This is a genomic window from Streptomyces sp. SA15 (assembly GCF_002291145.1).
Classification (GTDB): Bacteria; Actinomycetota; Actinomycetes; order Streptomycetales; family Streptomycetaceae; genus Streptomyces.
The window spans coordinates 22,384-44,433 of the sequence record NZ_NTGE01000169.1; the positions used below are offsets into that span (position 1 = coordinate 22,384).

Annotated in this window: 20 protein-coding genes; 18 read left to right on the plus strand and 2 right to left on the minus strand. The window is 70.0% G+C overall.

What is annotated here, in order from left to right; translation table 11 throughout:
* The first annotated feature begins 171 nt into the window (after positions 1 to 171).
* The 4 genes from CLM62_RS37710 (at position 172) to CLM62_RS37725 (ending at position 4,759) form a co-directional block, all read left to right on the plus strand.
* Complete coding sequence (locus tag CLM62_RS37710; protein WP_095754396.1) at positions 172 to 738, plus strand: DUF4365 domain-containing protein; 567 nt, start codon at positions 172 to 174, stop codon at positions 736 to 738.
* The gene (locus CLM62_RS37715; RefSeq protein ID WP_095754397.1) at positions 735 to 1,961 is read left to right on the plus strand and encodes a hypothetical protein; all 1,227 of its coding nucleotides are present in this window, start codon (positions 735 to 737) and stop codon (positions 1,959 to 1,961) included. The genes CLM62_RS37710 and CLM62_RS37715 overlap by 4 nt, the downstream gene beginning before the upstream one ends.
* 121 nt (positions 1,962 to 2,082) lie before the next feature.
* A complete protein-coding gene (gene thrS, locus CLM62_RS37720) occupies positions 2,083 to 4,059 on the plus strand; it encodes a threonine--tRNA ligase (RefSeq protein ID WP_095754398.1) in 1,977 nt (658 codons plus the stop codon).
* Between the two features lie 151 nt (positions 4,060 to 4,210).
* Entirely contained in the window at positions 4,211 to 4,759 is a 549-nt protein-coding gene (locus CLM62_RS37725; protein WP_095754399.1) for an HIT domain-containing protein, read from the plus strand.
* Between the two features lie 35 nt (positions 4,760 to 4,794).
* On the opposite strand, the gene CLM62_RS37730 is transcribed toward CLM62_RS37725, so the two are convergent.
* Together CLM62_RS37730 and CLM62_RS37735 are read right to left on the minus strand one after the other, a co-directional pair.
* Positions 4,795 to 6,456 (minus strand): hypothetical protein, encoded by a 1,662-nt coding sequence (locus tag CLM62_RS37730; RefSeq protein WP_095754400.1) that lies wholly within the window; start codon positions 6,454 to 6,456, stop codon positions 4,795 to 4,797.
* 205 nt (positions 6,457 to 6,661) lie between these two features.
* Positions 6,662 to 8,860 (minus strand): elongation factor G-like protein EF-G2, encoded by a 2,199-nt coding sequence (locus tag CLM62_RS37735; protein ID WP_095754401.1) that lies wholly within the window; start codon positions 8,858 to 8,860, stop codon positions 6,662 to 6,664.
* A gap of 252 nt (positions 8,861 to 9,112) precedes the next feature.
* Between CLM62_RS37735 and pgsA the strand changes: the two genes are divergently transcribed.
* The 14 genes from pgsA to CLM62_RS37805 all read left to right on the plus strand — a co-directional run bounded on the left by pgsA (position 9,113) and on the right by CLM62_RS37805 (position 21,969).
* Entirely contained in the window at positions 9,113 to 9,850 is a 738-nt protein-coding gene (pgsA, locus tag CLM62_RS37740; RefSeq protein WP_095754402.1) for a phosphatidylinositol phosphate synthase, read from the plus strand.
* Positions 9,847 to 10,791: a phosphatidylinositol mannoside acyltransferase gene (locus CLM62_RS37745; RefSeq protein ID WP_095754403.1), complete on the plus strand. Its 945-nt coding sequence runs from the start codon at positions 9,847 to 9,849 to the stop codon at positions 10,789 to 10,791. The genes pgsA and CLM62_RS37745 overlap by 4 nt, the downstream gene beginning before the upstream one ends.
* Positions 10,788 to 11,954, plus strand: coding sequence for a glycosyltransferase family 4 protein (locus CLM62_RS37750; RefSeq protein WP_095754404.1), 1,167 nt, complete (start codon positions 10,788 to 10,790; stop codon positions 11,952 to 11,954). The genes CLM62_RS37745 and CLM62_RS37750 overlap by 4 nt, the downstream gene beginning before the upstream one ends.
* A gap of 325 nt (positions 11,955 to 12,279) precedes the next feature.
* Positions 12,280 to 12,822, plus strand: a complete 543-nt coding sequence (locus CLM62_RS37755; protein WP_095754405.1) for a hypothetical protein — start codon at positions 12,280 to 12,282, stop codon at positions 12,820 to 12,822.
* Between the two features lie 127 nt (positions 12,823 to 12,949).
* Entirely contained in the window at positions 12,950 to 13,861 is a 912-nt protein-coding gene (gene pdxS, locus CLM62_RS37760; protein WP_095754406.1) for a pyridoxal 5'-phosphate synthase lyase subunit PdxS, read from the plus strand.
* Positions 13,862 to 13,901: 40 nt separating this feature from the next.
* Positions 13,902 to 14,510, plus strand: coding sequence for a pyridoxal 5'-phosphate synthase glutaminase subunit PdxT (gene pdxT / locus CLM62_RS37765; protein WP_095754407.1), 609 nt, complete (start codon positions 13,902 to 13,904; stop codon positions 14,508 to 14,510).
* A gap of 48 nt (positions 14,511 to 14,558) precedes the next feature.
* A complete protein-coding gene (locus CLM62_RS37770) occupies positions 14,559 to 15,311 on the plus strand; it encodes a YebC/PmpR family DNA-binding transcriptional regulator (RefSeq protein WP_095754408.1) in 753 nt (250 codons plus the stop codon).
* A gap of 199 nt (positions 15,312 to 15,510) precedes the next feature.
* Positions 15,511 to 16,041: a crossover junction endodeoxyribonuclease RuvC gene (gene ruvC / locus CLM62_RS37775; RefSeq protein ID WP_095754409.1), complete on the plus strand. Its 531-nt coding sequence runs from the start codon at positions 15,511 to 15,513 to the stop codon at positions 16,039 to 16,041.
* Complete coding sequence (gene ruvA / locus CLM62_RS37780; protein WP_095754410.1) at positions 16,038 to 16,643, plus strand: Holliday junction branch migration protein RuvA; 606 nt, start codon at positions 16,038 to 16,040, stop codon at positions 16,641 to 16,643. The genes ruvC and ruvA overlap by 4 nt, the downstream gene beginning before the upstream one ends.
* A 25-nt stretch (positions 16,644 to 16,668) precedes the next feature.
* Positions 16,669 to 17,739 (plus strand): Holliday junction branch migration DNA helicase RuvB, encoded by a 1,071-nt coding sequence (gene ruvB / locus CLM62_RS37785; RefSeq protein ID WP_095754411.1) that lies wholly within the window; start codon positions 16,669 to 16,671, stop codon positions 17,737 to 17,739.
* A gap of 175 nt (positions 17,740 to 17,914) precedes the next feature.
* The gene (yajC, locus tag CLM62_RS37790) at positions 17,915 to 18,412 is read left to right on the plus strand and encodes a preprotein translocase subunit YajC (protein ID WP_095754412.1); all 498 of its coding nucleotides are present in this window, start codon (positions 17,915 to 17,917) and stop codon (positions 18,410 to 18,412) included.
* 134 nt (positions 18,413 to 18,546) lie between these two features.
* Positions 18,547 to 20,307 (plus strand): protein translocase subunit SecD, encoded by a 1,761-nt coding sequence (gene secD, locus CLM62_RS37795; RefSeq protein WP_095754413.1) that lies wholly within the window; start codon positions 18,547 to 18,549, stop codon positions 20,305 to 20,307.
* Between the two features lies 1 nt (position 20,308).
* Positions 20,309 to 21,433 (plus strand): protein translocase subunit SecF, encoded by a 1,125-nt coding sequence (gene secF, locus CLM62_RS37800; RefSeq protein ID WP_095754414.1) that lies wholly within the window; start codon positions 20,309 to 20,311, stop codon positions 21,431 to 21,433.
* Positions 21,430 to 21,969 (plus strand): adenine phosphoribosyltransferase, encoded by a 540-nt coding sequence (locus CLM62_RS37805; protein WP_095754415.1) that lies wholly within the window; start codon positions 21,430 to 21,432, stop codon positions 21,967 to 21,969. Before secF ends, CLM62_RS37805 begins: the two co-directional genes overlap by 4 nt.
* The last annotated feature ends 81 nt before the right edge of the window (positions 21,970 to 22,050 follow it).

Sequence of the window (22,050 nt, forward strand, 5' to 3'; positions counted from 1 at the left end):
ACCCACGGCAGCTGACGTCCCGTCTTCTGCCCGTTTGGTGATACCCGGGCTGTTTGCGCCGTACGCCGGAAGGACACAACAGGAGTACGGGTCCTTGCAGTTCAGCGGCCCGACGCGGGATCCACTCGGCCCCGGTGTGGGCAATTCACTTGGCTGGGAAGGCTGTTGGTCATGGCGATAGCGCAGCCCGAGCGGGGCGGGCTGCTGCCCGAACGAACGGGCCCCCATCGCGGCACACTCGCCACCACCGCCTGCATGGAGACCTTGCAGGTGGGCTACTTGCACGCGGTCGCGGCGGCCGCCGGCTGCTCGCTGTCCCAGCCGTTCCCGGACAACGGCATCGACTGGCACGTCAGCCACAGCGCACCCGGACACACCGTCGACGACGAGGTGACCATCAAGGTGCAGCTGAAATGCACGTATCAGATCCCGCCGAACCCACCCGGCCGCACCTTCTCCTTCACGCTCGACAACGACCACCTGCGCAAGCTGGCCCGCACCCCGGTCTCGGTGCACAAGATCCTCGTAGTGATGCTCGTGCCCAGGTCCCAGGACGACTGGCTGCGCGCCAGCCACGACCGACTCGACCTCAGGCACTGCTGCTACTGGACCAACCTCGCCGGTCAGCCCGTCACGGGCCGGAACCGGACCACCGTGCGGATACCGACCTCGCGCATCTTCGACGACCGGGCGCTCTGCGAGATCATGACGCGGGTCGGGACCGGAGGCAGACCATGACGCACCGCCCGCTGGAGGAACCACTCAGGCCCGTACGACCGCACCCCGTCGACCGGACCGCCGTCGCCTGGAACCGTCCCCCCGACCCCGCCGAGGTCGACCCGGCCGTACTCAGCGCCCTGCTGCACCGGCACGGCTGGCAGCGACGCGGGGGAGCGGCCGGACGCTACGGCCGCTGGACCCCGCCCGGACCGGGCGGCGGCGGGACGAGCCTGCTGGTGCCCGAGAGCCGCGCCTTCCCCGACAGCGACGACCTGCTCGGCGAGGCACTCCTCGCGCTGTCCCGCAGCGGCACCCCCTCCGCGCGCGAGGTGCTGGTCTCCCTCGCCGTGCCCAGCGACGAGATCCGCTGGTGGCGCGATGTGCCGACCGGGCCGGCCGGTGCAGCGCCCTGGACCGTCGAGGAACAGCTGCGCGCCGCCGCCCGCCAGATGCTGCTCGCCGGCGCGCTCGCCACGCGCGCGCGTGCGGGCTATTACGGCGCCCGCCACCGGCGCACCGCCGCCGCGTCCCTGGAGAACGTCCTCGTCGGCTCCGCGGCCGGCGGCCGCCGCCTCACCGCCTTCGTGCCGGTCGACGCCGGGCGACCGCTCGCCGTACGCCTGCACCAGGCCCTGTACGCCGCCCGCGAGGCCATCGACTACCAGCGGGCCACCGGCGGCATGGACGCCTTCGACGGCGCCGTCGAGGCAGGCGTCAGCCGCGAACTCACCGAGGCACTGATCGCCCTCGTGCGCGGTACGGAGGGGGCGCGCATCGCCGTGGAGTGGGCGCCGGCGGCCGGTGTTCCGCAGGACTGCGCGGCGGGCGGCGATCCCGTCGAGTTCTCGCCCGGAGACCTACCGGTACTGCGTGAAGCCGGGGCCCGGTACCTGCGCGAGGAACCGTCCGTGCCCGTCCGGATCACGGGTGCCGTGGTGCGGATGCGCAGGTCGGCGCCGCGCGGGGCGGGGACGGTACGGCTGCGGGTGATCGCGGGCGCCGAGGTGCCGCACGTACGCCTGACGCTGGACGAGGAGGCGTACCGGATCGCCGGACACGCACACCTCGTCGGGCTGCCGGTGCGGGTGCACGGGCGGCTGGAGAGCCGGGGCGGGTTCCGCAAGCTGACGGGGGTCTCGGGGGTCGTACCGGTTCAGGTGGACGAGGCAGAGCGGGACCGGCTGATGAAGTCGCTGCAGGAGGATCTGGACTTCTTCGAAGAGGTATGCGGAGGGGACTGAGGCGGGGGAGGCCGGGGCGGAGCTCATCCGTTTCGCGGTCGGGGGGCCGGGGTCGGTACGATCCCCTAATGCGCGCGCTCCAGGTATGGCGCCGCACCCCACCTTCAGTCAGGAGAGACCGGTGTCAGACGTCCGTGTGATCATCCAACGCGATTCCGAGCGGGAAGAACGCGTGGTGACGACGGGCACTACGGCCGCGGACCTCTTCGCCGGCGAGCGCTCGATCATCGCCGCGCGCGTGGGCGGCGAGCTCAAGGACCTGTCGTACGTCCTGTCCGAGGGCGAGGAGGTCGAGGGCGTCGAGATCTCCTCCGAGGACGGCCTGAACATCCTGCGCCACTCCACCGCGCACGTGATGGCGCAGGCCGTGCAGGAGCTCTTCCCCGAGGCCAAGCTGGGCATCGGCCCGCCGGTCAAGGACGGCTTCTACTACGACTTCGACGTCGAGAAGCCGTTCACGCCCGAGGATCTCAAGGCCATCGAGAAGAAGATGCAGGAGATCCAGAAGCGCGGGCAGCGTTTCTCGCGCCGTGTGGTGACGGACGAGGCGGCCCGTGAGGAGCTGGCGTCCGAGCCGTACAAGCTGGAGCTGATCGGCCTCAAGGGCTCGGCCTCCTCGGACGACGGCGCGGACGTCGAGGTCGGCGCGGGTGAGCTGACGATCTACGACAACCTGGACGCCAAGACCGGTGACCTGTGCTGGAAGGACCTCTGCCGTGGTCCCCACCTGCCCACCACGCGGAACATCCCGGCGTTCAAGCTGATGCGCAACGCGGCCGCCTACTGGCGGGGCAGCGAGAAAAACCCGATGCTCCAGCGCATCTACGGCACCGCATGGCCGACCAAGGACGAGCTGAAGGCGCACCTCGACTTCCTCGCCGAGGCCGAGAAGCGCGACCATCGCAAGCTGGGCAGCGAACTCGACCTGTTCTCCATCCCGGAGCAGATCGGCTCCGGCCTCGCCGTCTTCCACCCCAAGGGCGGCATCATCCGCCGGGTCATGGAGGACTACTCGCGCCGCCGCCACGAGGAGGAGGGCTACGAGTTCGTCTACACCCCGCACGCGACGAAGGGGAAGCTCTTCGAGACGTCCGGCCACCTGGACTGGTACGCCGAGGGCATGTACCCGCCCATGCAGCTCGACGAGGGCGTGGACTACTACCTCAAGCCCATGAACTGCCCGATGCACAACCTGATCTTCGATGCGCGTGGGCGGTCGTACCGTGAACTGCCGCTGCGGCTTTTCGAGTTCGGGACCGTGTACCGGTACGAGAAGTCGGGCGTCGTGCACGGTCTGACCCGGGCCCGCGGCTTCACCCAGGACGACGCGCACATCTACTGCACCCGCGAGCAGATGGCCGACGAGCTCGACAAGACGCTGACCTTCGTCCTCGGCCTGCTGCGGGACTACGGTCTGACCGACTTCTACCTGGAGCTGTCGACCAAAGATCCGGAGAAGTTCGTCGGTTCCGACGAGGTCTGGGAGGAGGCCACGGAGACGCTGCGCCAGGTCGCCGAGAAGCAGGGGCTGCCGCTGGTTCCGGACCCGGGTGGCGCCGCCTTCTACGGGCCGAAGATCTCCGTCCAGACCAAGGATGCCATCGGCCGCACTTGGCAGATGTCGACGATCCAGCTCGACTTCAACCTGCCGGAGCGCTTCGAGCTGGAGTACACCTCGCCCGACGGTTCCAAGCAGCGACCGGTCATGATCCACCGGGCCCTGTTCGGCTCGATCGAGCGGTTCTTCGCGGTGCTCCTTGAGCACTACGCGGGTGCGTTCCCGGCGTGGCTGGCGCCCGTGCAGGCGGTCGGTATCCCGGTGGGCGACGCGCATGTCGAGTACCTGGAGAAGTTCGCTGCCGAGGCGAAGGCGAAGGGGCTGCGGGTCGAGGTCGACTCGTCGTCGGACCGCATGCAGAAGAAGATCCGAACGCACCAGAAGCTGAAGGTTCCTTTCATGATCATTGTCGGTGATGATGACATGAACGCGGGTACGGTGTCGTTCCGCTACCGCGACGGATCGCAGGAGAACGGCATTCCGCGTGACGAAGCGCTGGCGAAGCTCGTTGATGTGGTGCAGCGTCGCATCCAGGTGTGACGCCTTCCCCGCCATTGCGGGGATGGTCCGAAGATCCGGACAGCGCACAGGCATAAGGTGCGGTGCTCCCCGCCAACGCGGGGTTTCAGGCCCCCGGGGTTACCCCGGGGGCCTTTCCCCGCCCCCTGGTGGTACGCCATATGCTGCACGCATGACGAGTGAGCCGGAGCAGCAGTGGGGAGTGGGGATCCAGGACGCGTTCCAGCGTCTGTGGACGCCCCATCGGATGGCCTACATCCAGGGCGAGAACAAGCCGACCGGCCCCGGAGCCGACGACGGCTGCCCCTTCTGCTCGCTGCCGGCCAAGTCCGACGAGGACGGGCTGATCGTCAGGCGCGGTGAGCAGGTCTACGCGGTACTCAATTTGTACCCGTACAACGGCGGCCACCTGATGGTCGTGCCCTATCGCCACGTCGCCGACTACACGGACCTCACCGACGCTGAGACGGAAGAGCTCGCCGCCCTGACCAAGCAGGCGATGACGGCCCTGCGGACCGCCTCCGGCGCCCACGGCTTCAATGTTGGCATGAACCAGGGCTCCGTGGCCGGCGCAGGCATCGCCGCCCACCTGCACCAGCACATCGTCCCGCGCTGGGGCGGCGACACGAACTTCATGCCGGTCGTCGGCCACACGCGGGTGCTGCCGCAGCTGCTGGCGGACACCCGGAAGATGCTGGCGGAGGTCTGGCCGGCGGCCTGATGCGGGGTGGAGGTCTGGGGGTACGACCCCCAGACCTACGCGTCGTACAGGTCGGCCTTCTTCGGTGACACATCCTGCACAGCCGTGCTGAGGAACGCCGACCGCGTGCCGAACTTCTCCGTGTCCACGCCGTTCTCCTCCAGGACCCGGATCGCCGCCGCGTGTACCACCCGCAGCACCGGCGCCGCCGCGCGCAGCGCGTCGTCGGCCATGAAGCGGTGGCGCCACGGCTTGTCCGCCCAGGCGTGTCGCAGTCCGAACGGCTCGGGGAGGGTCAGTGAGCCGCCCAGCCAGTTCAGCAGCGGCGGATACCAGGTGAGGGGCGCCCGGGCCGCCAGGCGGACCACCTCGTCCGCGTCGACCAGCGGGAGCTTCACCTTTCGGGTCTCCCAGAACTTGAGCGACTTCTGGACTTCCTTCTCCTTGGCCGCCGGTTTCGAGGTGAACAGCCCGTGCACCGGCCCCAGCGCGTGCCCGGTCACCTCGATGCGCAGTGTCTCGTGCAGCACGGTGACCGTGATCAGCATGGTGATGACCAGCTGCCCGTCCCACAGCGTCCACTGCACGCCGAGGTAGTGCCGGTCACCGGCGCCGAACTGTTGCTTGTTGCAGATGTCCTGTATGGCGTGCGACTTGATCTGGTACGCGTCGACGTCCGTGCCCTCCGGCCGGGACACCTCCGTCGCGCCCTCCGCGACCGGGGTGACGATCCAGTGCCGTATCGACGGCTTCGGGAAGCCGCCGGAGTTCAGCGGTCCGCGCTCCAGCATGCGCAGCTGGTCGTGGATCGAGCGGATGACGTCCCAGCTGCGGAAGGGATGGATCTCGCGGGTGGGATCGGCGGACACCAGGTCTTCGGCCAGCTGCCAGCTGCCCCACCGTGTGCCCATGCCGAGTATGCCCTTGGGCCCGGCGTAGAACACGGAGTTGGACTGCTGTTCGGCGCTGAGCTTCGCCAGGGACTGGCGCAGTTGCTCGGCCGCGGTCTCGCGGGGGCTGGTCGGCACCGCCTCGGGCACCTTGGCACCCACGCTGCTGCCGGCCAGCAGGCTGCCCCAGCGCTCCCGCAGGTCCTTCGCCGTGCGTTCGCAGATCTGCTTGGCCCAGAACCAGCCGACGACCGGCATGACGACCGCCCCGCGCGCGTACCAGCCCCAGAACCCCGAGAACGGCATGCGGACCAGGAAGATCACGGCGAGGGCGCCCACGCCGACGAGCAGCGCGGTGGCGAGCGCTCCGGCCTGCTTGTTCTCGTTCTTGGCGATGGTGGTGCGGATCTGGAAGACCAGCAGCCACAGCAGGAGCCCGGGCAGGAACAGCAGACCGCACAGCACCATGACGATGGTCAGCAGGTTGTCGCGGTCCCTGCGGATGTTGTTCGCCGCGAGGCAGTGCTCGACCACGACCTGCGGCTCGGCGCCGAAGGACTGGATGAGCGGCTTGCGGCCGGCGCCCAGCATGCGGGCGACCACGGCCCCGGAGAAGGCCTCGCCCAGGTTGGGCCGGAAGATCTTCGCCCACTTGCGGCCGCCCTTGACGGTCGACTCGTGCCACTCGTTGTTGGCCTGGAGGATCTCCTCCACCGGATTGTCCCGATAGGCAGCCGAGGCCAGCGCGAACGTCGGCGCCTGGCCTCCGTCGCCCGTGCGCGGCACCTGCGGACCGAAGATGTCCGCGTAACCGCTCTCAACGGTCATTCCCGCCCCCGATCGCCGCAGGTCCTGCTCATGCGGCCTTCCCGACTTCGGTGCTTCGCACACCTGTTGATCAGGTCTTCAGCGTATCCCCAGGCACCGACATCCGTCGGCGGACGGCCGAAGCCGCCCGCCGACTGGGAGGGGAGCGTTCCACAAACGCCACTTGTCGGGCGCCGAACGCCACTTGTCGTGCGCCCGGCGCCAACTATGAGCCGTCGCGCGCCTCTTCACGGATCCTTTCTGCGATCTGCGGCGGCATCGGCTCGTGCCGCGCGTACCGGCGGCTGAAGCGTGCCGTGCCGTGAGACAGGGAGCGGAGGTCGACGGCGTACCGGCCGATCTCGATCTCGGGCACTTCGGCGCGCACCAGGGTGCGGCCGCCGCTGGTCTGTTCCGTTCCCAGGACCCGGCCGCGCCGCCCGGACAGGTCGCTCATCACGGCGCCGACGTAGTCGTCGCCGACCAGGACGCTCACCTCGGCGACCGGCTCCAGCAGATGGATCTTCGCGTCGGCCGCCGCCTCCCGCAGGGCGAGCGCGCCGGCCGTCTGGAACGCGGCGTCGGAGGAGTCCACCGAGTGCGCCTTGCCGTCGAGCAGGGTGACCCGGATGTCGATGAGCGGATGGCCTGCGGCAACTCCCTTGGCCGCCTGGGCCCTTACGCCCTTCTCGACGGACGGGATGAACTGGCGCGGCACCGCTCCGCCGACGACCTTGTCCACGAACTCGATGCCCGAGCCGCCCGGCAGCGGTTCCACCTCGATCTCGCAGATGGCGTACTGCCCGTGTCCGCCGGACTGCTTCACATGGCGCCCGCGGCCCGCCGACTTGGCCGCGAACGTCTCCCGGAGGGAGACCTTGTGCGGGACGACGTCGACCTGCACGCCGTACCGGCTGCGCAGCCGTTCCAGCGCCACGTCGGCGTGTGCCTCGCCCAGGCACCACAGCACCACCTGGTGGGTGTCCTGGTTCTGCTCCAGCCGCATGGTCGGGTCCTCGGCGACCAGCCGGGACAGGCCCTGGGAGAGCTTGTCCTCGTCGGCCTTGCTGTGCGCCTGGATGGCGAGCGGCAGCAGTGGATCGGGCATCTCCCACGGCTCCATGAGCAGCGGGTCGTCCTTGGCCGAGAGGGTGTCCCCGGTCTCCGCGCGGCTCAGTTTGGCCACGCAGGCCAGATCGCCCGCGATGCAGTGCGTCAGCACGCGCTGCTGTTTGCCGAAGGGTCCGGACAGGGCGCCGATCCGCTCGTCGACGTCGTGGTCCTCGTGGCCCCGGTCGGCGAGCCCGTGCCCGGAGACGTGGACGGTCTCGTCGGGGCGCAGGGTGCCCGAGAAGACCCGTACCAGTGAGACCCGGCCGACGTACGGATCGGACGAGGTCTTCACGACCTCGGCGACCAGCGGTCCGTCCGGGTCGCACAGCTTCAGCTCGCGCGGCTTGCCGTCGACCGTGGTGACCCTCGGCGCCTCGCGCTCCAGTGGGGTCGGGAAGCCGCGGGTGACCAGTTCCAGCAGCTCGACCGTGCCGAGCCCCTGCCGGGCGCCCTCGGCCGCGGGGGCGGCGGCCAGGACCGGGAAGAAGACGCCGCGTGCGACGGCCCGCTCCAGGTCCTCCACCAGCGTCTTGAAGTCGATCTCCTCTCCGCCGAGGTAGCGGTCCATGAGGGTCTCGTCCTCGCTCTCGGAGATGATCCCCTCGATGAGCCGGTTGCGGGCCTCCTCGATCAGCGGCAGCTGGTCCTCTCCCGGTTCGGACTCCTTGCGCTCCCCGGTCGAGTAGTCGAACAGCTTCTGCGACAGCAGGCCGATCAGCCCGGTGACGGGCGCGTGCCCGTCCGGTGCCTGGGGGCCGCGCAGTGGCAGGTACAGCGGCAGTACGGCGTCGGGGTCGTCGCCGCCGAAGGCCTCCGCGCAGGTCCGTGTCATCTCCTCGAAGTTCGCCCGGGCGGACTCCAGGTGCGTGATGACGATCGCGCGTGGCATGCCGACGGCCGCGCACTCCTCCCACACCATGCGGGTCGAGCCGTCCACCCCGTCGGAGGCCGAAACGACGAAGAGGGCCGCGTCCGCCGCTCGCAGACCGGCCCTGAGTTCTCCGACGAAGTCGGCGTATCCGGGGGTGTCGAGAAGATTGATCTTGTACCCGTCCCATTCGACGGGTACCAGGGAGAGCTGCACCGAGCGCTGCTGCCGGTGCTCGATCTCGTCGTAGTCGGAGACGGTGCCGCCGTCCTCCACGCGGCCCGCCCGGTTCACCGCTCCCGCCGTCAGCGCGAGAGCTTCCACCAGAGTCGTCTTGCCCGAACCGGAGTGGCCGACCAGCACCACATTCCGTACGGACGCGGGGTGGTCGGCCGCTGTTGCCCTGCCGGCGGCTCCGGGGTGTGCGTTCGCCTTGTCGCCCATGGCCTTGCCTCCCGTGCACGGTGAGGTCACTGTGGGCGCGGACACGCGGGACCCGCGTGCGGTGGCGGCTCCGGCGACGCCCGCGGTTGTTCTTCGAGCTTTCCACTCCCGTCACGGTGCGTCCATACGGCGGACGGGATCGCGCCGCTGTGCACCGCCGTGGCCGCGCGACCGTGCCGTGACCCGGATGCCGTCAGGCCGTGACCCGGGCTGACGGTGCCCGGCCGCCGCCCACGCGCGCGCGTGGCTACGATGGGCCAGCCGGTGGCCAGCAGGGGCCGCTCGGCCACACCGACCGTCGGGAAGGCCATGCTGAACAAGTACGCGCGTGCATTCTTCACGCGTGTCCTCACACCGTTCGCCGCGTTTCTCATCCGGCGGGGCGTGAGCCCCGACACGGTCACCCTCATCGGCACCGCCGGTGTGGTCGCCGGCGCGCTGGTCTTCTACCCCATGGGCGAGTTCTTCTGGGGCACGGTCGTGATCACGCTGTTCGTGTTCTCGGACCTCGTCGACGGCAACATGGCCCGCCAGCTCGGCCGCTCCAGCCGCTGGGGCGCCTTCCTGGACTCCACCCTCGACCGGGTCGCCGACGGCGCGATCTTCGGCGGCTTCATCCTCTGGTACGCCGGTGGTGGTGACGACCTCGTCCTGTGCGCCGTCTCGATCTTCTGCCTGGCCAGCGGCCAGGTGGTGTCGTACACCAAGGCCCGCGGCGAGTCGATCGGCCTGCCGGTCGCCGTCAACGGCCTCGTGGAGCGCGCGGAGCGCCTGGTGATCTCCCTGGTCGCGGCCGGATTGGCGGGCTTCGACAAGTTCGGGGTACCCGGCATCCAGTACCTGCTGCCCGTCGCGCTGTGGATCGTGGCCGTCGGCAGCCTGGTCACGCTGATCCAGCGAGTCGTCACGGTCCGTCGCGAGTCGGCCGAGGCGGAGGCCGCGGCCGACCGGGAGGAGCAGGAGACCCAGGGGAGTGAGGCGGCGAAGTGAGCGCCCAGGAGCGGGTCACCGACGCGCTGTACGGACTGGGCTGGGGTGTGGTCAAGAAGCTCCCCGAGCCGGCCGCCGTACGTCTTGGCAGGAGCATCGCCGACCTCGCCTGGAAGCAGCGCGGCAAGGGCGTCAGGCGGCTGGAGAGCAACTACGCGCGCGTGGTGCCCGACGCGACCCCTGAGCGCCTCGCAGAGCTCTCGCGCGCGGGCATGCGGTCGTACCTGCGCTACTGGATGGAGTCCTTCCGGCTTCCGGCGTGGAGTGCCGAGCGCATTGAGAGCGGCTTCGACGCCACGGACGTGCACTACCTCACCGAGGGGCTCGCGGCCGGCAAGGGCGTCGTCCTCGCGCTGCCGCACATGGCGAACTGGGACCTCGCCGGCGCCTGGGTCACCACCAAGCTCCGGACGCCGTTCACGACGGTCGCCGAGCGCCTCAAGCCGGAGACGTTGTACGACCGCTTCGTCGCCTACCGCGAGGGCCTCGGCATGGAGGTTCTGCCGCACAGTGGCGGCACCGCCTTCGGCACGCTGGCCCGGCGGCTGCGCGACGGCGGCCTGGTCTGTCTGGTCGCCGAACGGGACCTGTCCGCCTCCGGCGTCGAGGTCAAGTTCTTCGGCGAGGCCACCCGGATGCCCGCCGGTCCGGCACTCCTCGCCCAGCAGACCGGTGCCCTGCTGCTCCCGGTGACACTCTGGTACGACGACTCACCGATCATGCGGGGGCGGGTCCATCCCCCGATCGACGTTCCCGAGACAGGTACGCGGGCCGAGAAGACGTCTGTCATGACACAGGCGCTGGCCGATGCCTTCGCCACGGGGATCGCCGACCATCCGGAGGACTGGCACATGCTCCAGCGCTTGTGGCTCGCCGACCTGGAACCACGCCCGTCGGACAGCTCGGACGGCTCGAAAAGTGCGGACGGGGAGCGTCCGTGAGGATCGGAATCGTCTGCCCGTACTCCTGGGACGTGCCGGGCGGCGTCCAGTTCCACATCCGTGATCTGGCCGAGTACTTCATCCGCCTCGGCCATGAGGTGTCCGTCCTCGCCCCCGCCGACGACGACACCCCGCTGCCGCCGTACGTCGTCTCGGCCGGCCGCGCGGTGCCGGTGCCGTACAACGGCTCGGTGGCCCGGCTGAACTTCGGTTTCCTGTCGGCGGCCCGGGTGCGGCGGTGGCTGCACGACGGCGAGTTCGACGTCATCCACATCCACGAGCCGACCTCTCCGTCCCTCGGCCTGCTGACCTGCTGGGCGGCGCAGGGCCCGATCGTCGCCACCTTCCACACCTCCAACCCTCGCTCCCGGGCCATGATCGCCGCGTACTCGATCCTCCAGGCCGCCCTGGAGAAGATCAGCGCCCGGATCGCCGTGAGCGAGTACGCCCGCCGCACCCTCGTCGAGCATCTGGGCGGCGACGCGGTGGTGATCCCGAACGGCGTCGACGTCGACTTCTTCGCCAAGGCGGAGGCCAAGCCCGAGTGGCAGGTGGACACGATCGGCTTCATCGGCCGGATCGACGAGCCCCGCAAGGGCCTGCCGGTGCTGATGAAGGCCCTGCCGAGGATTCTCGCCGAGCGCCCGCGGACCCGGCTGCTGGTCGCCGGGCGCGGGGACGAGGAGGAGGCAGTGGAGTCGCTGCCCGCCGAACTGCGCTCGCGTGTGGAGTTCCTCGGCATGGTCAGCGACGAGGACAAGGCCCGCTTCCTGCGCAGCGTCGACCTGTACGTCGCCCCCAACACCGGCGGCGAGAGCTTCGGGATCATCCTGGTCGAGGCCATGTCGGCCGGGGCCCCGGTACTCGCCTCCGACCTGGACGCCTTCGCTCAGGTGCTGGACCAGGGAGCGGCGGGCGAGCTGTTCGCCAACGAGAACGCGGACGCGCTCGCCGAGGCGGCACTGCGGCTGCTGGCGGACCCGGAGCGACGCGAGGAGCTGCGGGCGCGCGGCAGCGCGCACGTACGGCGGTTCGACTGGTCGACGGTCGGCGCGGACATCCTGTCCGTGTACGAGACGGTGACGGCCGGCGCGGCGGCGGTCGCCGCGGCGGACGACCGGGCCCCGGGGCTGCGGGCGCGGCTCGGGCTGGCACGGGACTGACCCCCGGCCCCGGCCGCCGTCTTCCTGAGGCGTCAGGAGCGGCCACACGTCGTCGCGCTGAACACCGGGTCGCCGTGGCCGTACCCCGGCACGCCGCACTCGCTCGGGTCACGCCTCCGAGTCTCCGGTCGCGGCCGGCCCGGCGACTCCCGCCGCCGGCACCGTACGTCTGTCCATGCTCGTCTGCCCTCGGCGCGGACATACGCGGACACGCGCACACCAGGGTTGCCGAGGGCGTGCCCTGCTCCAAGGGCGAATCGCGCCGGAGAAGGCCGGTTTCGGGCGGGTGCGGACGTTCCGCCGGTCACCGGTAGCCTTGCCGCCCGTGACCGCAACCCTCATCTGGATCCTCGTCGCGCTGGTCGCGATCGGCCTCTATCTGAGCTGGACCGCCGGCCGGCTCGACCGATTGCACGCCCGGATCGACGCGGCCCGCGCCGCCCTCGACGCGCAACTGCTGCGCCGCGCCTCCGTGGCTCAGGAACTGGCGACCTCGGGAGTGCTCGACCCGGCCGCGTCGATCGTCCTGTACGAGGCCGCGCATGCCGCCCGGCAGGCCGAGGAGGAGCAACGGGAGGTCGCCGAGAGCGAGTTGAGCCAGGCGCTGCGCGCCGTGTTCGCCGAGGCCCCGCAGGTCGAGGCGGTACGGGAGGCGCCCGGGGGAGAGGCGGCGGCCCGGGAACTGACCGAGGCGGTGCGCCGGGTGCCGATGGCCCGGCGCTTCCACAACGATGCCGTACGGGCCGCCCGCGCCCTGCGACGGCACCGCAAGGTGCGCTGGTTCAGACTGGCGGGACACGCGCCGTTCCCGATGGCGTTCGAGATGGACGACGAACCTCCGGCGGCCCTGGCGGACCGACCGGCGTAGGCCCTGCTCGCCGGCTCCCTGGCCGGAAAACGATCCACCGGCTCCGCATTGGCCCTTGCTGTGGCCTGGTCCCCTCCCGTTTCCTCGGTGTTTGCAGAAACCCTCTTTCACCGAGTGAGGTCACCCCGTGTCCAGCACGCTTTCCGACAACCAGGCTCCCGAGACCGGCACCGCCCGCGTGAAGCGCGGCATGGCCGAGCAGCTCAAGGGCGGCGTGATCATGGACGTCGTCACGCCGGAGCAGGCGAAGATCGCCGAGGACGCGGGCGCCGTCGCCGTCATGGCCCTGGAGCGCGTCCCCGCCGACATCCGCAAGGACGGCGGCGTGGCCCGCATGTCCGACCCGGACATGATCGAGGGCATCATCGAGGCCGTGTCCATCCCGGTGATGGCCAAGTCGCGTATCGGCCACTTCGTCGAGGCCCAGGTGCTGCAGTCCCTCGGCGTCGACTACATCGACGAGTCCGAGGTCCTCACCCCGGCCGACGAGGTCAACCACTCCGACAAGTGGGCGTTCACGACCCCCTTCGTCTGCGGTGCCACCAACCTGGGCGAGGCACTGCGCCGCATCGCCGAGGGCGCCGCGATGATCCGCTCCAAGGGCGAGGCCGGCACCGGCAACGTCGTCGAGGCCGTCCGCCACCTGCGCCAGATCAAGAACGAGATCGCCAGGCTGCGCGGCTACGACAACAACGAGCTGTACGCCGCCGCCAAAGAGCTGCGCGCCCCGTACGAACTCGTCAAGGAAGTCTCGGAGCTGGGCAAACTGCCGGTGGTCCTCTTCTCCGCCGGCGGCGTCGCCACCCCCGCCGACGCCGCCCTGATGCGTCAGCTCGGCGCCGAGGGCGTCTTCGTCGGCTCCGGCATCTTCAAGTCCGGAGACCCGGCCAAGCGCGCCGCCGCCATCGTCAAGGCGACCACCTTCTACGACGACCCGAAGATCATCGCGGACGCGTCCCGCAACCTCGGCGAGGCCATGGTCGGCATCAACTGCGACACCCTCCCCGAGACCGAGCGCTACGCCAACCGCGGCTGGTGAGCCACCTGTTGGCACCGCACGTACCGAGGACTGCACTTACATGACCGACGCACCTGTCATAGGCGTCCTGGCCCTCCAGGGCGACGTACGGGAGCACCTCATCGCCCTGGCCGCGGCCGACGCCGTGGCCAGGCCGGTGCGGCGCCCCGAAGAACTCGCCGAGGTCGACGGCCTCGTCATCCCCGGCGGCGAGTCCACGACCATCTCCAAACTGGCCGTCCTCTTCGGCGTGATGGGGCCCCTACGCGCGCGCGTGCACAGCGGCATGCCCGTCTATGGCACCTGCGCCGGCATGATCATGCTGGCCGACAAGATCCTCGACCCGCGCTCGGGCCAGGAGACCGTCGGCGGCATCGACATGATCGTGCGCCGCAACGCCTTCGGACGCCAGAACGAGTCCTTCGAAGCGGCCCTCGACGTCAAGGGCATCGCGGGCGATCCTGTGGAGGGGGTCTTCATCCGCGCCCCCTGGGTGGAGTCCGTCGGCGCCGAGGCCGAGGTGCTGGCCCAGCACGACGGCCACATCGTCGCGGTCCGCCAAGGCAATGCGCTGGCCACGTCGTTCCACCCGGAACTGACCGGCGACCATCGAGTGCACGCCCTGTTCGTCGACATGGTCCGCGCGAAGCGGACAGCGGAGTCCTTGTAGGATCTCTGCCGTTCGTACAGAGATGGGTTACGCGAAGGAGACAGGCAGATGTCCGGCCACTCTAAATGGGCCACGACGAAGCACAAGAAGGCCGTGATCGATGCCAAGCGCGGCAAGCTCTTCGCGAAGCTGATCAAGAACGTCGAGGTCGCGGCGCGGATGGGCGGTGCCGACCCGGACGGCAACCCGACGCTGTACGACGCCATCCAGAAGGCGAAGAAGTCGTCGGTCCCGAACAAGAACATCGACTCCGCGGTCAAGCGTGGCGCCGGCCTGGAGGCCGGTGGCGCCGACTACGAGACGATCATGTACGAGGGCTACGGGCCGAACGGTGTCGCGGTGCTCATCGAGTGCCTCACCGACAACCGCAACCGCGCCGCCTCGGACGTCCGCGTCGCCATGACCCGCAACGGCGGCTCCATGGCCGACCCCGGTTCGGTGTCGTACCTCTTCAACCGCAAGGGCGTCGTCGTCGTGCCCAAGGGCGAGCTGACCGAGGACGACGTCCTGGGCGCCGTGCTCGACGCGGGTGCCGAGGAAGTCAACGACCTCGGTGAGAACTTCGAGGTCATCAGCGAGGCGACCGACCTGGTCGCCGTCCGCACCGCCCTCCAGGACGCGGGCATCGACTACGACTCCGCCGAGGCCAACTTCGTCCCGACCATGCAGGTCGAGCTGGACGAAGAGGGCGCGAAGAAGATCTTCAAGCTGATCGACGCGCTCGAGGACAGCGACGACGTGCAGAACGTCTTCGCCAACTTCGATGTCAGCGACGAGATCATGGAGAAGGTCGACGCGTAACGCTGCCGCGGACACCCGATCCTGACGGGCCGGAGGACCACGTCCCCCGGCCCGCCGTCATTGTCGGTGGCAGCGGATAGCCTGGCGTCAGTCAAAGATCACCGTCCACGGACCGCGACCATCAATTGAGGAACCCACGACGGTGCTCAGCCAGCTCCGCGAGAGCGGCGGCGGTTCAGCCGCAAAGAGGGGAGCGCGCGTGCGCGTACTGGGGGTGGACCCGGGGCTGACCCGATGCGGTGTCGGCGTGGTCGAAGGCGTGGCCGGGCGGTCGCTCACCATGCTCGGCGTCGGTGTCGTACGCACGCCCGGGGACGCGGACTTGGGCCATCGACTCGTCGCCATCGAAGAGGGCATCGAGCAATGGCTTGATGAACACCGGCCAGAATTCGTCGCCGTGGAGCGGGTGTTCAGCCAGCACAACGTCCGCACGGTGATGGGCACCGCCCAGGCCAGCGCCGTCGCCATGCTCTGCGCCGCCCGCCGCGGTATTCCCGTCGCCCTGCACACCCCCAGCGAGGTCAAGGCGGCCGTCACCGGCAGCGGCCGCGCCGACAAGGCCCAGGTCGGTGCCATGGTCACCCGCCTGCTGCGGCTCGACGCGCCCCCGAAACCGGCCGACGCCGCCGACGCCCTCGCCCTCGCCATCTGCCACATCTGGCGCGCCCCCGCCCAGAACCGACTCCAGCAGGCCGTCGCCCTGCACGCATCGAAAGGCCGTAGGGCATGATCGCCTTCGTCAGCGGCACGGTCGCCGCACTCGCTCCCGACGCCGCGGTGATCGAGGTGGGCGGCGTCGGCATGGCCATCCAGTGCACCCCGAACACGCTGTCCACGCTCCGGCTCGGCCGGCCGGCCAAGCTGGCCACCTCTCTCGTCGTAAGGGAGGACTCGCTGACCCTGTACGGCTTCGCGGACGACGACGAGCGGCAGACCTTCGAGCTGCTCCAGACCGCGAGCGGTGTCGGCCCCCGCCTGGCCCAGGCCATGCTGGCGGTCCACAGCCCGGACGCCCTGCGCCGGGCCGTCTCGACCGGGGACGAGAAGGCGCTCACCGCTGTCCCGGGCATCGGCAAGAAGGGCGCCCAGAAACTGCTGCTGGAGCTGAAGGACCGCCTCGGGCAGCCGATCGGCGCGCCCGCGGTGGGCGCACCGGTCAGCACGGGCTGGCGCGACCAGCTGCACGCCGCCCTCATCGGCCTGGGGTACGCGACCCGCGAGGCCGACGAGGCGGTGTCCGCCGTGGCCCCGCAGGCCGAGGCCGCGGAGGGCACCCCGCAGGTCGGCCAGTTGCTGAAGGCGGCCCTGCAGACTCTCAACCGAGCCCGCTGACCCATCACACTCTGAGGCACTCCACATGAACTGGGACGACACGACCGACACCCCCGCCTCCGAGCGGCTGGTGGGCCCTGTCGCCGATGGTGAGGACCAGGCCGTCGAGGCCGCCCTGCGCCCCAAGGACCTGGACGAGTTCATCGGCCAGGAGAAGGTCCGCGAACAGCTCGACCTCGTCCTGCGCGCCGCACGCGCGCGTGGGGCCACCGCCGACCACGTGCTGCTCTCCGGCGCCCCCGGCCTCGGCAAGACCACCCTGTCGATGATCATCGCGGCCGAGATGAACGCCCCGATCCGGATCACCAGCGGCCCCGCGATCCAGCACGCCGGCGACCTCGCCGCCATCCTGTCCTCCCTTCAGGAGGGCGAGGTCCTCTTCCTCGACGAGATCCACCGCATGTCCCGGCCCGCCGAGGAGATGCTCTACATGGCGATGGAGGACTTCCGCGTCGACGTCATCGTCGGCAAGGGCCCCGGCGCCACCGCCATCCCGCTCGAACTGCCGCCCTTCACCCTGGTCGGCGCCACCACGCGCGCGGGCCTGCTGCCGCCCCCGCTGCGCGACCGCTTCGGATTCACCGCGCACATGGAGTTCTACGAACCCGTCGAGCTGGAGCGCGTCATCCACCGCTCGGCGCACCTGCTGGACGTGGAGATCGAGCCCGACGGCGCCGCCGAGATCGCCGGCCGCTCGCGCGGCACGCCCCGTATCGCCAACCGTCTGCTGCGCCGTGTTCGGGACTACGCGCAGGTCAAGGCCGACGGCCTGATCACCCGCGACATCGCCGCGGCGGCCCTCGCCGTCTACGAGGTCGACGCCCGCGGCCTCGACCGCCTCGACCGAGGCGTCCTGGAAGCCCTGCTGAAGCTGTTCGGCGGCGGCCCCGTGGGCCTGTCCACGCTGGCGGTCGCGGTGGGGGAGGAGCGTGAGACCGTGGAGGAGGTGGCCGAGCCCTTCCTCGTCCGGGAGGGGCTGCTCGCCCGTACGCCGCGCGGTCGCGTCGCCACCCCCGCCGCATGGGCGCATCTCGGCCTCACCCCGCCCCGTTCGTCGGCTGCAGGAAACGGACAACAGGACCTGTTCGGGACGTGACGACGCGGTGACGGCGCGAGCATTGGCCGGAGCAGGAACCCCGGTGCCATGCTGAACGTTGTTCCATGCGCGCGGACTCGCTTAGACTCCGCCGATGCCGCCTTTGTCGGCGGTATGCACACCCCCAACCATCAGGCCGCTCACCATCGCGGTCGCGTGAAGGAAGTTCCGACCCGTGAGTCTCGTGACCCTCCTCCCGTTCATCGTGCTCATCGGGGCCATGTTCCTGATGACTCGGTCGGCGAAGAAGAAGCAGCAGCAGGCCGCCGACATGCGCAACCAGATGCAGCCCGGCAGTGGCATCCGCACCATCGGGGGCATCTACGCGACGGTCAAGGAAGTCAACGAGGACTCGGTTCTCGTCGACGCCGGTCCGGGCGTGGAGCTGCTCTTCGCGAAGAACGCGATCGGTGCCGTTCTCTCCGACGACGAGTACAACCGCATCGTCCACGGCATCGAGCACGACCTGAAGTCCGACACCGACGTCCCGGACGACGCCTCCTCCCTCACCGAAACCGACGAGCCCGCCGACGACGCTGCCGCCGCTTCCGACGACAAGTCCGTCGACCTTGGTAAGAAGGACCCGGCCGAGGAGCCCGCCGAGGCCCCCGCCGCCGAGGCGAAGACGGACGAAGAGCCGAAGAAGACCGACGGCGACTCCGACGCGAAGTAGTCGCACACTCCTGGGCGCGCGGGCCTGCCTCCGCGCGCCCCGGCCGTGCACAGCTCGCACGGGATCCCGACACCATGTGATGGCCGCCCGCCCGCAGACCAGGCGCGAGGCGGCCCGAGAGGGAGTACGAGAAGGTGGCAGCACCTAAGAGGGGCCGGAGCGCGAGCGCCCAGAGCAAGCCAGGGCGCTCGCTGGCCCTCATCCTGATCGCCATCGTGGCGCTCACCGGGGGGATGTTCCTCTCCGGGCACACCACTCCGCGTCTCGGCATCGACCTGGCCGGTGGTACGAGCATCACGCTCCGGGCGGTCCCCGAGGCCGGCCAGGAATCCGCGATCAACAAGACCAACATGGACACCGCGGTCGACATCATGAACCGTCGTGTCAATGGTCTGGGTGTCACGGAAGCCGAGGTTCAGACCCAGGGCGACGCGAACATCATCGTCAACATCCCCAAGGGCACGAATTCCAAGGAGGCCCAGGACCAGGTCGGCACCACCGCCAAGCTGTACTTCCGGCCGGTCATCGCGACCGAGGTCTCCGGCGGTGCCGCGCCGACCAGCCCGTCGCCGAGCCCCTCCGGCAGCGCCTCGGACAAGGCGACCGACCAGTCCGCCGACAAGGACAAGGCGACCTCGTCTCAGTCGCCCTCCGGCTCCGCCAGCCCCACCTCGCAGGGCCGCGCGGTCACCGACGCCCTGAAGGCCGACCCCACGCCGTCCGCGAGTGGATCCCCGTCGACGAGCGCCCCCCCGTCCGCGAGCGGCAGCCCCTCCGGTGACGCGACCGGCAACCTCGAGGCCCAGTACGCCGCCCTCGACTGCAGCAAGCCGGAGACCCGCGCCAACGCCGGCAAGGGTGCCAAGCCCGGCGATTCGACCGTGGCCTGCGGCCAGAACTCGCAGGGCCAGTGGCAGAAGTACATCCTCGGCCCCGCCGAGGTCGACGGCACGGACGTGGACAAGGCCCAGGCCGTCCTCAACACCACGACCGGCGCCGGCTGGACCGTCACCATGGAGTTCACGTCCAGCGGCACCAAGAAGTTCGCCGAGATCACCGGCAAGCTGGCCCAGAACCAGTCCCCGCAGAACCAGTTCGCCATCGTCCTGGACGGCGAGGTCGTCTCCGACCCGTACGTCAGCCAGGCGCTGACCGGCGGCAACGCGGAGATCTCCGGCAACTTCAACCAGCAGTCGGCCGAGAGCCTGGCCAACATGCTGTCCTACGGAGCCCTGCCGCTGACCTTCAAGGAGGACAGCGTCACCACGGTGACCGCCGCGCTCGGCGGCGAGCAGCTGAAGGCCGGTCTGATCGCCGGCGCGATCGGCCTCGCCCTGGTCGTCATCTACCTGCTGGCGTACTACCGCGGCCTGTCGTTCATCGCCATCGCCTCACTGCTGGTCTCCGCGGCCCTGACATACGTGATCATGTCGCTGCTCGGCCCGACCATCGGCTTCGCCCTGAACCTGCCGGCCGTCTGCGGTGCCATCGTCGCGATCGGCATCACAGCGGACTCGTTCATCGTGTACTTCGAACGCGTCCGCGACGAGATCCGCGAGGGCCGCTCGCTGCGCCCCGCCGTCGAGCGGGCCTGGCCGCGCGCCCGGCGCACCATCCTGGTCTCCGACTTCGTGTCGTTCCTCGCCGCGGCGGTGCTGTTCGTCGTCACCGTCGGCAAGGTCCAGGGCTTCGCGTTCACGCTCGGTCTGACCACCCTGCTCGACGTGGTCGTCGTGTTCCTCTTCACCAAGCCGCTGCTGACGCTGATGGCCCGCCGCAAGTTCTTCGCGAGCGGCCACAAGTGGTCCGGCCTCGACCCGAAGAGCCTGGGTGCCAAGCCGCCGCTGCGCCGCACGCGCCGTCCCTCCGCCCCCGTCGAGACGAAGGAGGCGTGAGATGTCGAAGCTCGGCAACCTCGGCGCCCGACTGCACCGTGGCGAGGTCGGCTACGACTTCGTCGGCAACCGCAAGATCTGGTACGGCCTCTCGATCCTGATCACCATCACGGCCATCGTCGGCCTGGCGGTACGCGGCCTGAACATGGGCATCGAGTTCCAGGGCGGTGCCGTCTTCACCACCCCGGAGAAAACCTCCGTCTCCGTGTCCCAGGCCGAGACGTACGCGGAGGAGGCCTCGGGGCACGACGCGATCGTGCAGGAGCTCGGCAACGGCAGCCTGCGCATCCAGGTCGCGGGCATCGACACCGACAAGTCCAACCAGATCAAGGCGGACCTCGCCGAGGACCTGAAGGTCGACGCCGAGAGCATCAACGCCGACCTGGTCGGCCCCAGCTGGGGCGAGCAGATTGCCAACAAAGCGTGGCAGGGCCTCGGCATCTTCCTGGTCCTGGTCGTGATCTATCTGGCGATCGCCTTCGAATTGCGCATGGCGTTCGCCGCGTTCGTCGCGCTGATCCACGACATCACCATCACGGTCGGCATCTACGCCCTCGTCGGCTTCGAGGTCACACCCGGCACGGTGATCGGTCTGCTGACCATCCTCGGTTACTCGCTCTACGACACGGTCGTCGTCTTTGACAGCCTCAAGGAGCAGACGAAGGACATCACCAAACAGACCCGCTGGACCTACAGCGACATCGCCAACCGCTCGATCAACAGCACCCTGGTCCGCTCCATCAACACCACCGTGGTGGCGCTGCTGCCGGTGGCGGGCCTGCTGTTCATCGGTGGCGGTGTGCTCGGCGCCGGCATGCTCAACGACATCTCGCTGTCGCTGTTCGTCGGCCTCGCGGCCGGTGCGTACTCCTCGATCTTCATCGCCACGCCGCTCGTCGCCGACCTCAAGGAGCGCGAGCCGCAGATGAAGGCCCTGAGGAAGCGGGTGCTCGCCAAGCGGGCCCAGGCCGCCGCGAAGGGCGAGTCCCTGGACGCGCCGGTCACCGACGAGCCGCTCGAAGACGAGCCCGAGGACGTCGACGCCGCTTCCGCCGTCGTGGGCCCGCGCAACCAGCCCGCCTCCCGCAACCGGGGCCGCGGCCGACCCTCGGGGAAGCGCCGATGACCGGCATCGAAGAGCTGCTGCTCAGCCGGATCCGTGACGTGGCCGACTACCCGGAGCCGGGCGTGATGTTCAAGGACATCACCCCGCTCCTGGCGGACCCGGCGGCGTTCACCGCGCTCACCGACGCGCTGGCCGAGATCGCCGGGAACACCGGAGCCACGAAGATCGTCGGCCTGGAGGCCCGCGGCTTCATCCTCGGCGCGCCGGTCGCCGTCCGCGCGGGCGTCGGCTTCATCCCCGTACGCAAGGCGGGCAAGCTGCCCGGAGCCACCCTCAGCCAGGCTTACGACCTGGAGTACGGCTCTGCCGAGATCGAGGTGCACGCCGAGGACCTGAGCGCGAGCGACCGTGTCCTGGTCGTCGACGACGTCCTCGCCACCGGCGGCACCGCCGAGGCCTCCCTCCAGCTCATCCGCCGGGCGGGCGCCGAGGTCGCGGGCCTCGCGGTCCTGATGGAGCTCGGCTTCCTCGGCGGCCGCACCCGCCTGGAACCGGCCCTGTCCGGGGCCCCGCTGGAGGCGCTGCTCACGGTCTGACGGCTCTCGAAGGCTCTCGAAGGCCCTCGCAGGCCCTCGCAGGACAGGGAGGCGGGCCCGGAGGAATCCGGCGCCCGCCTC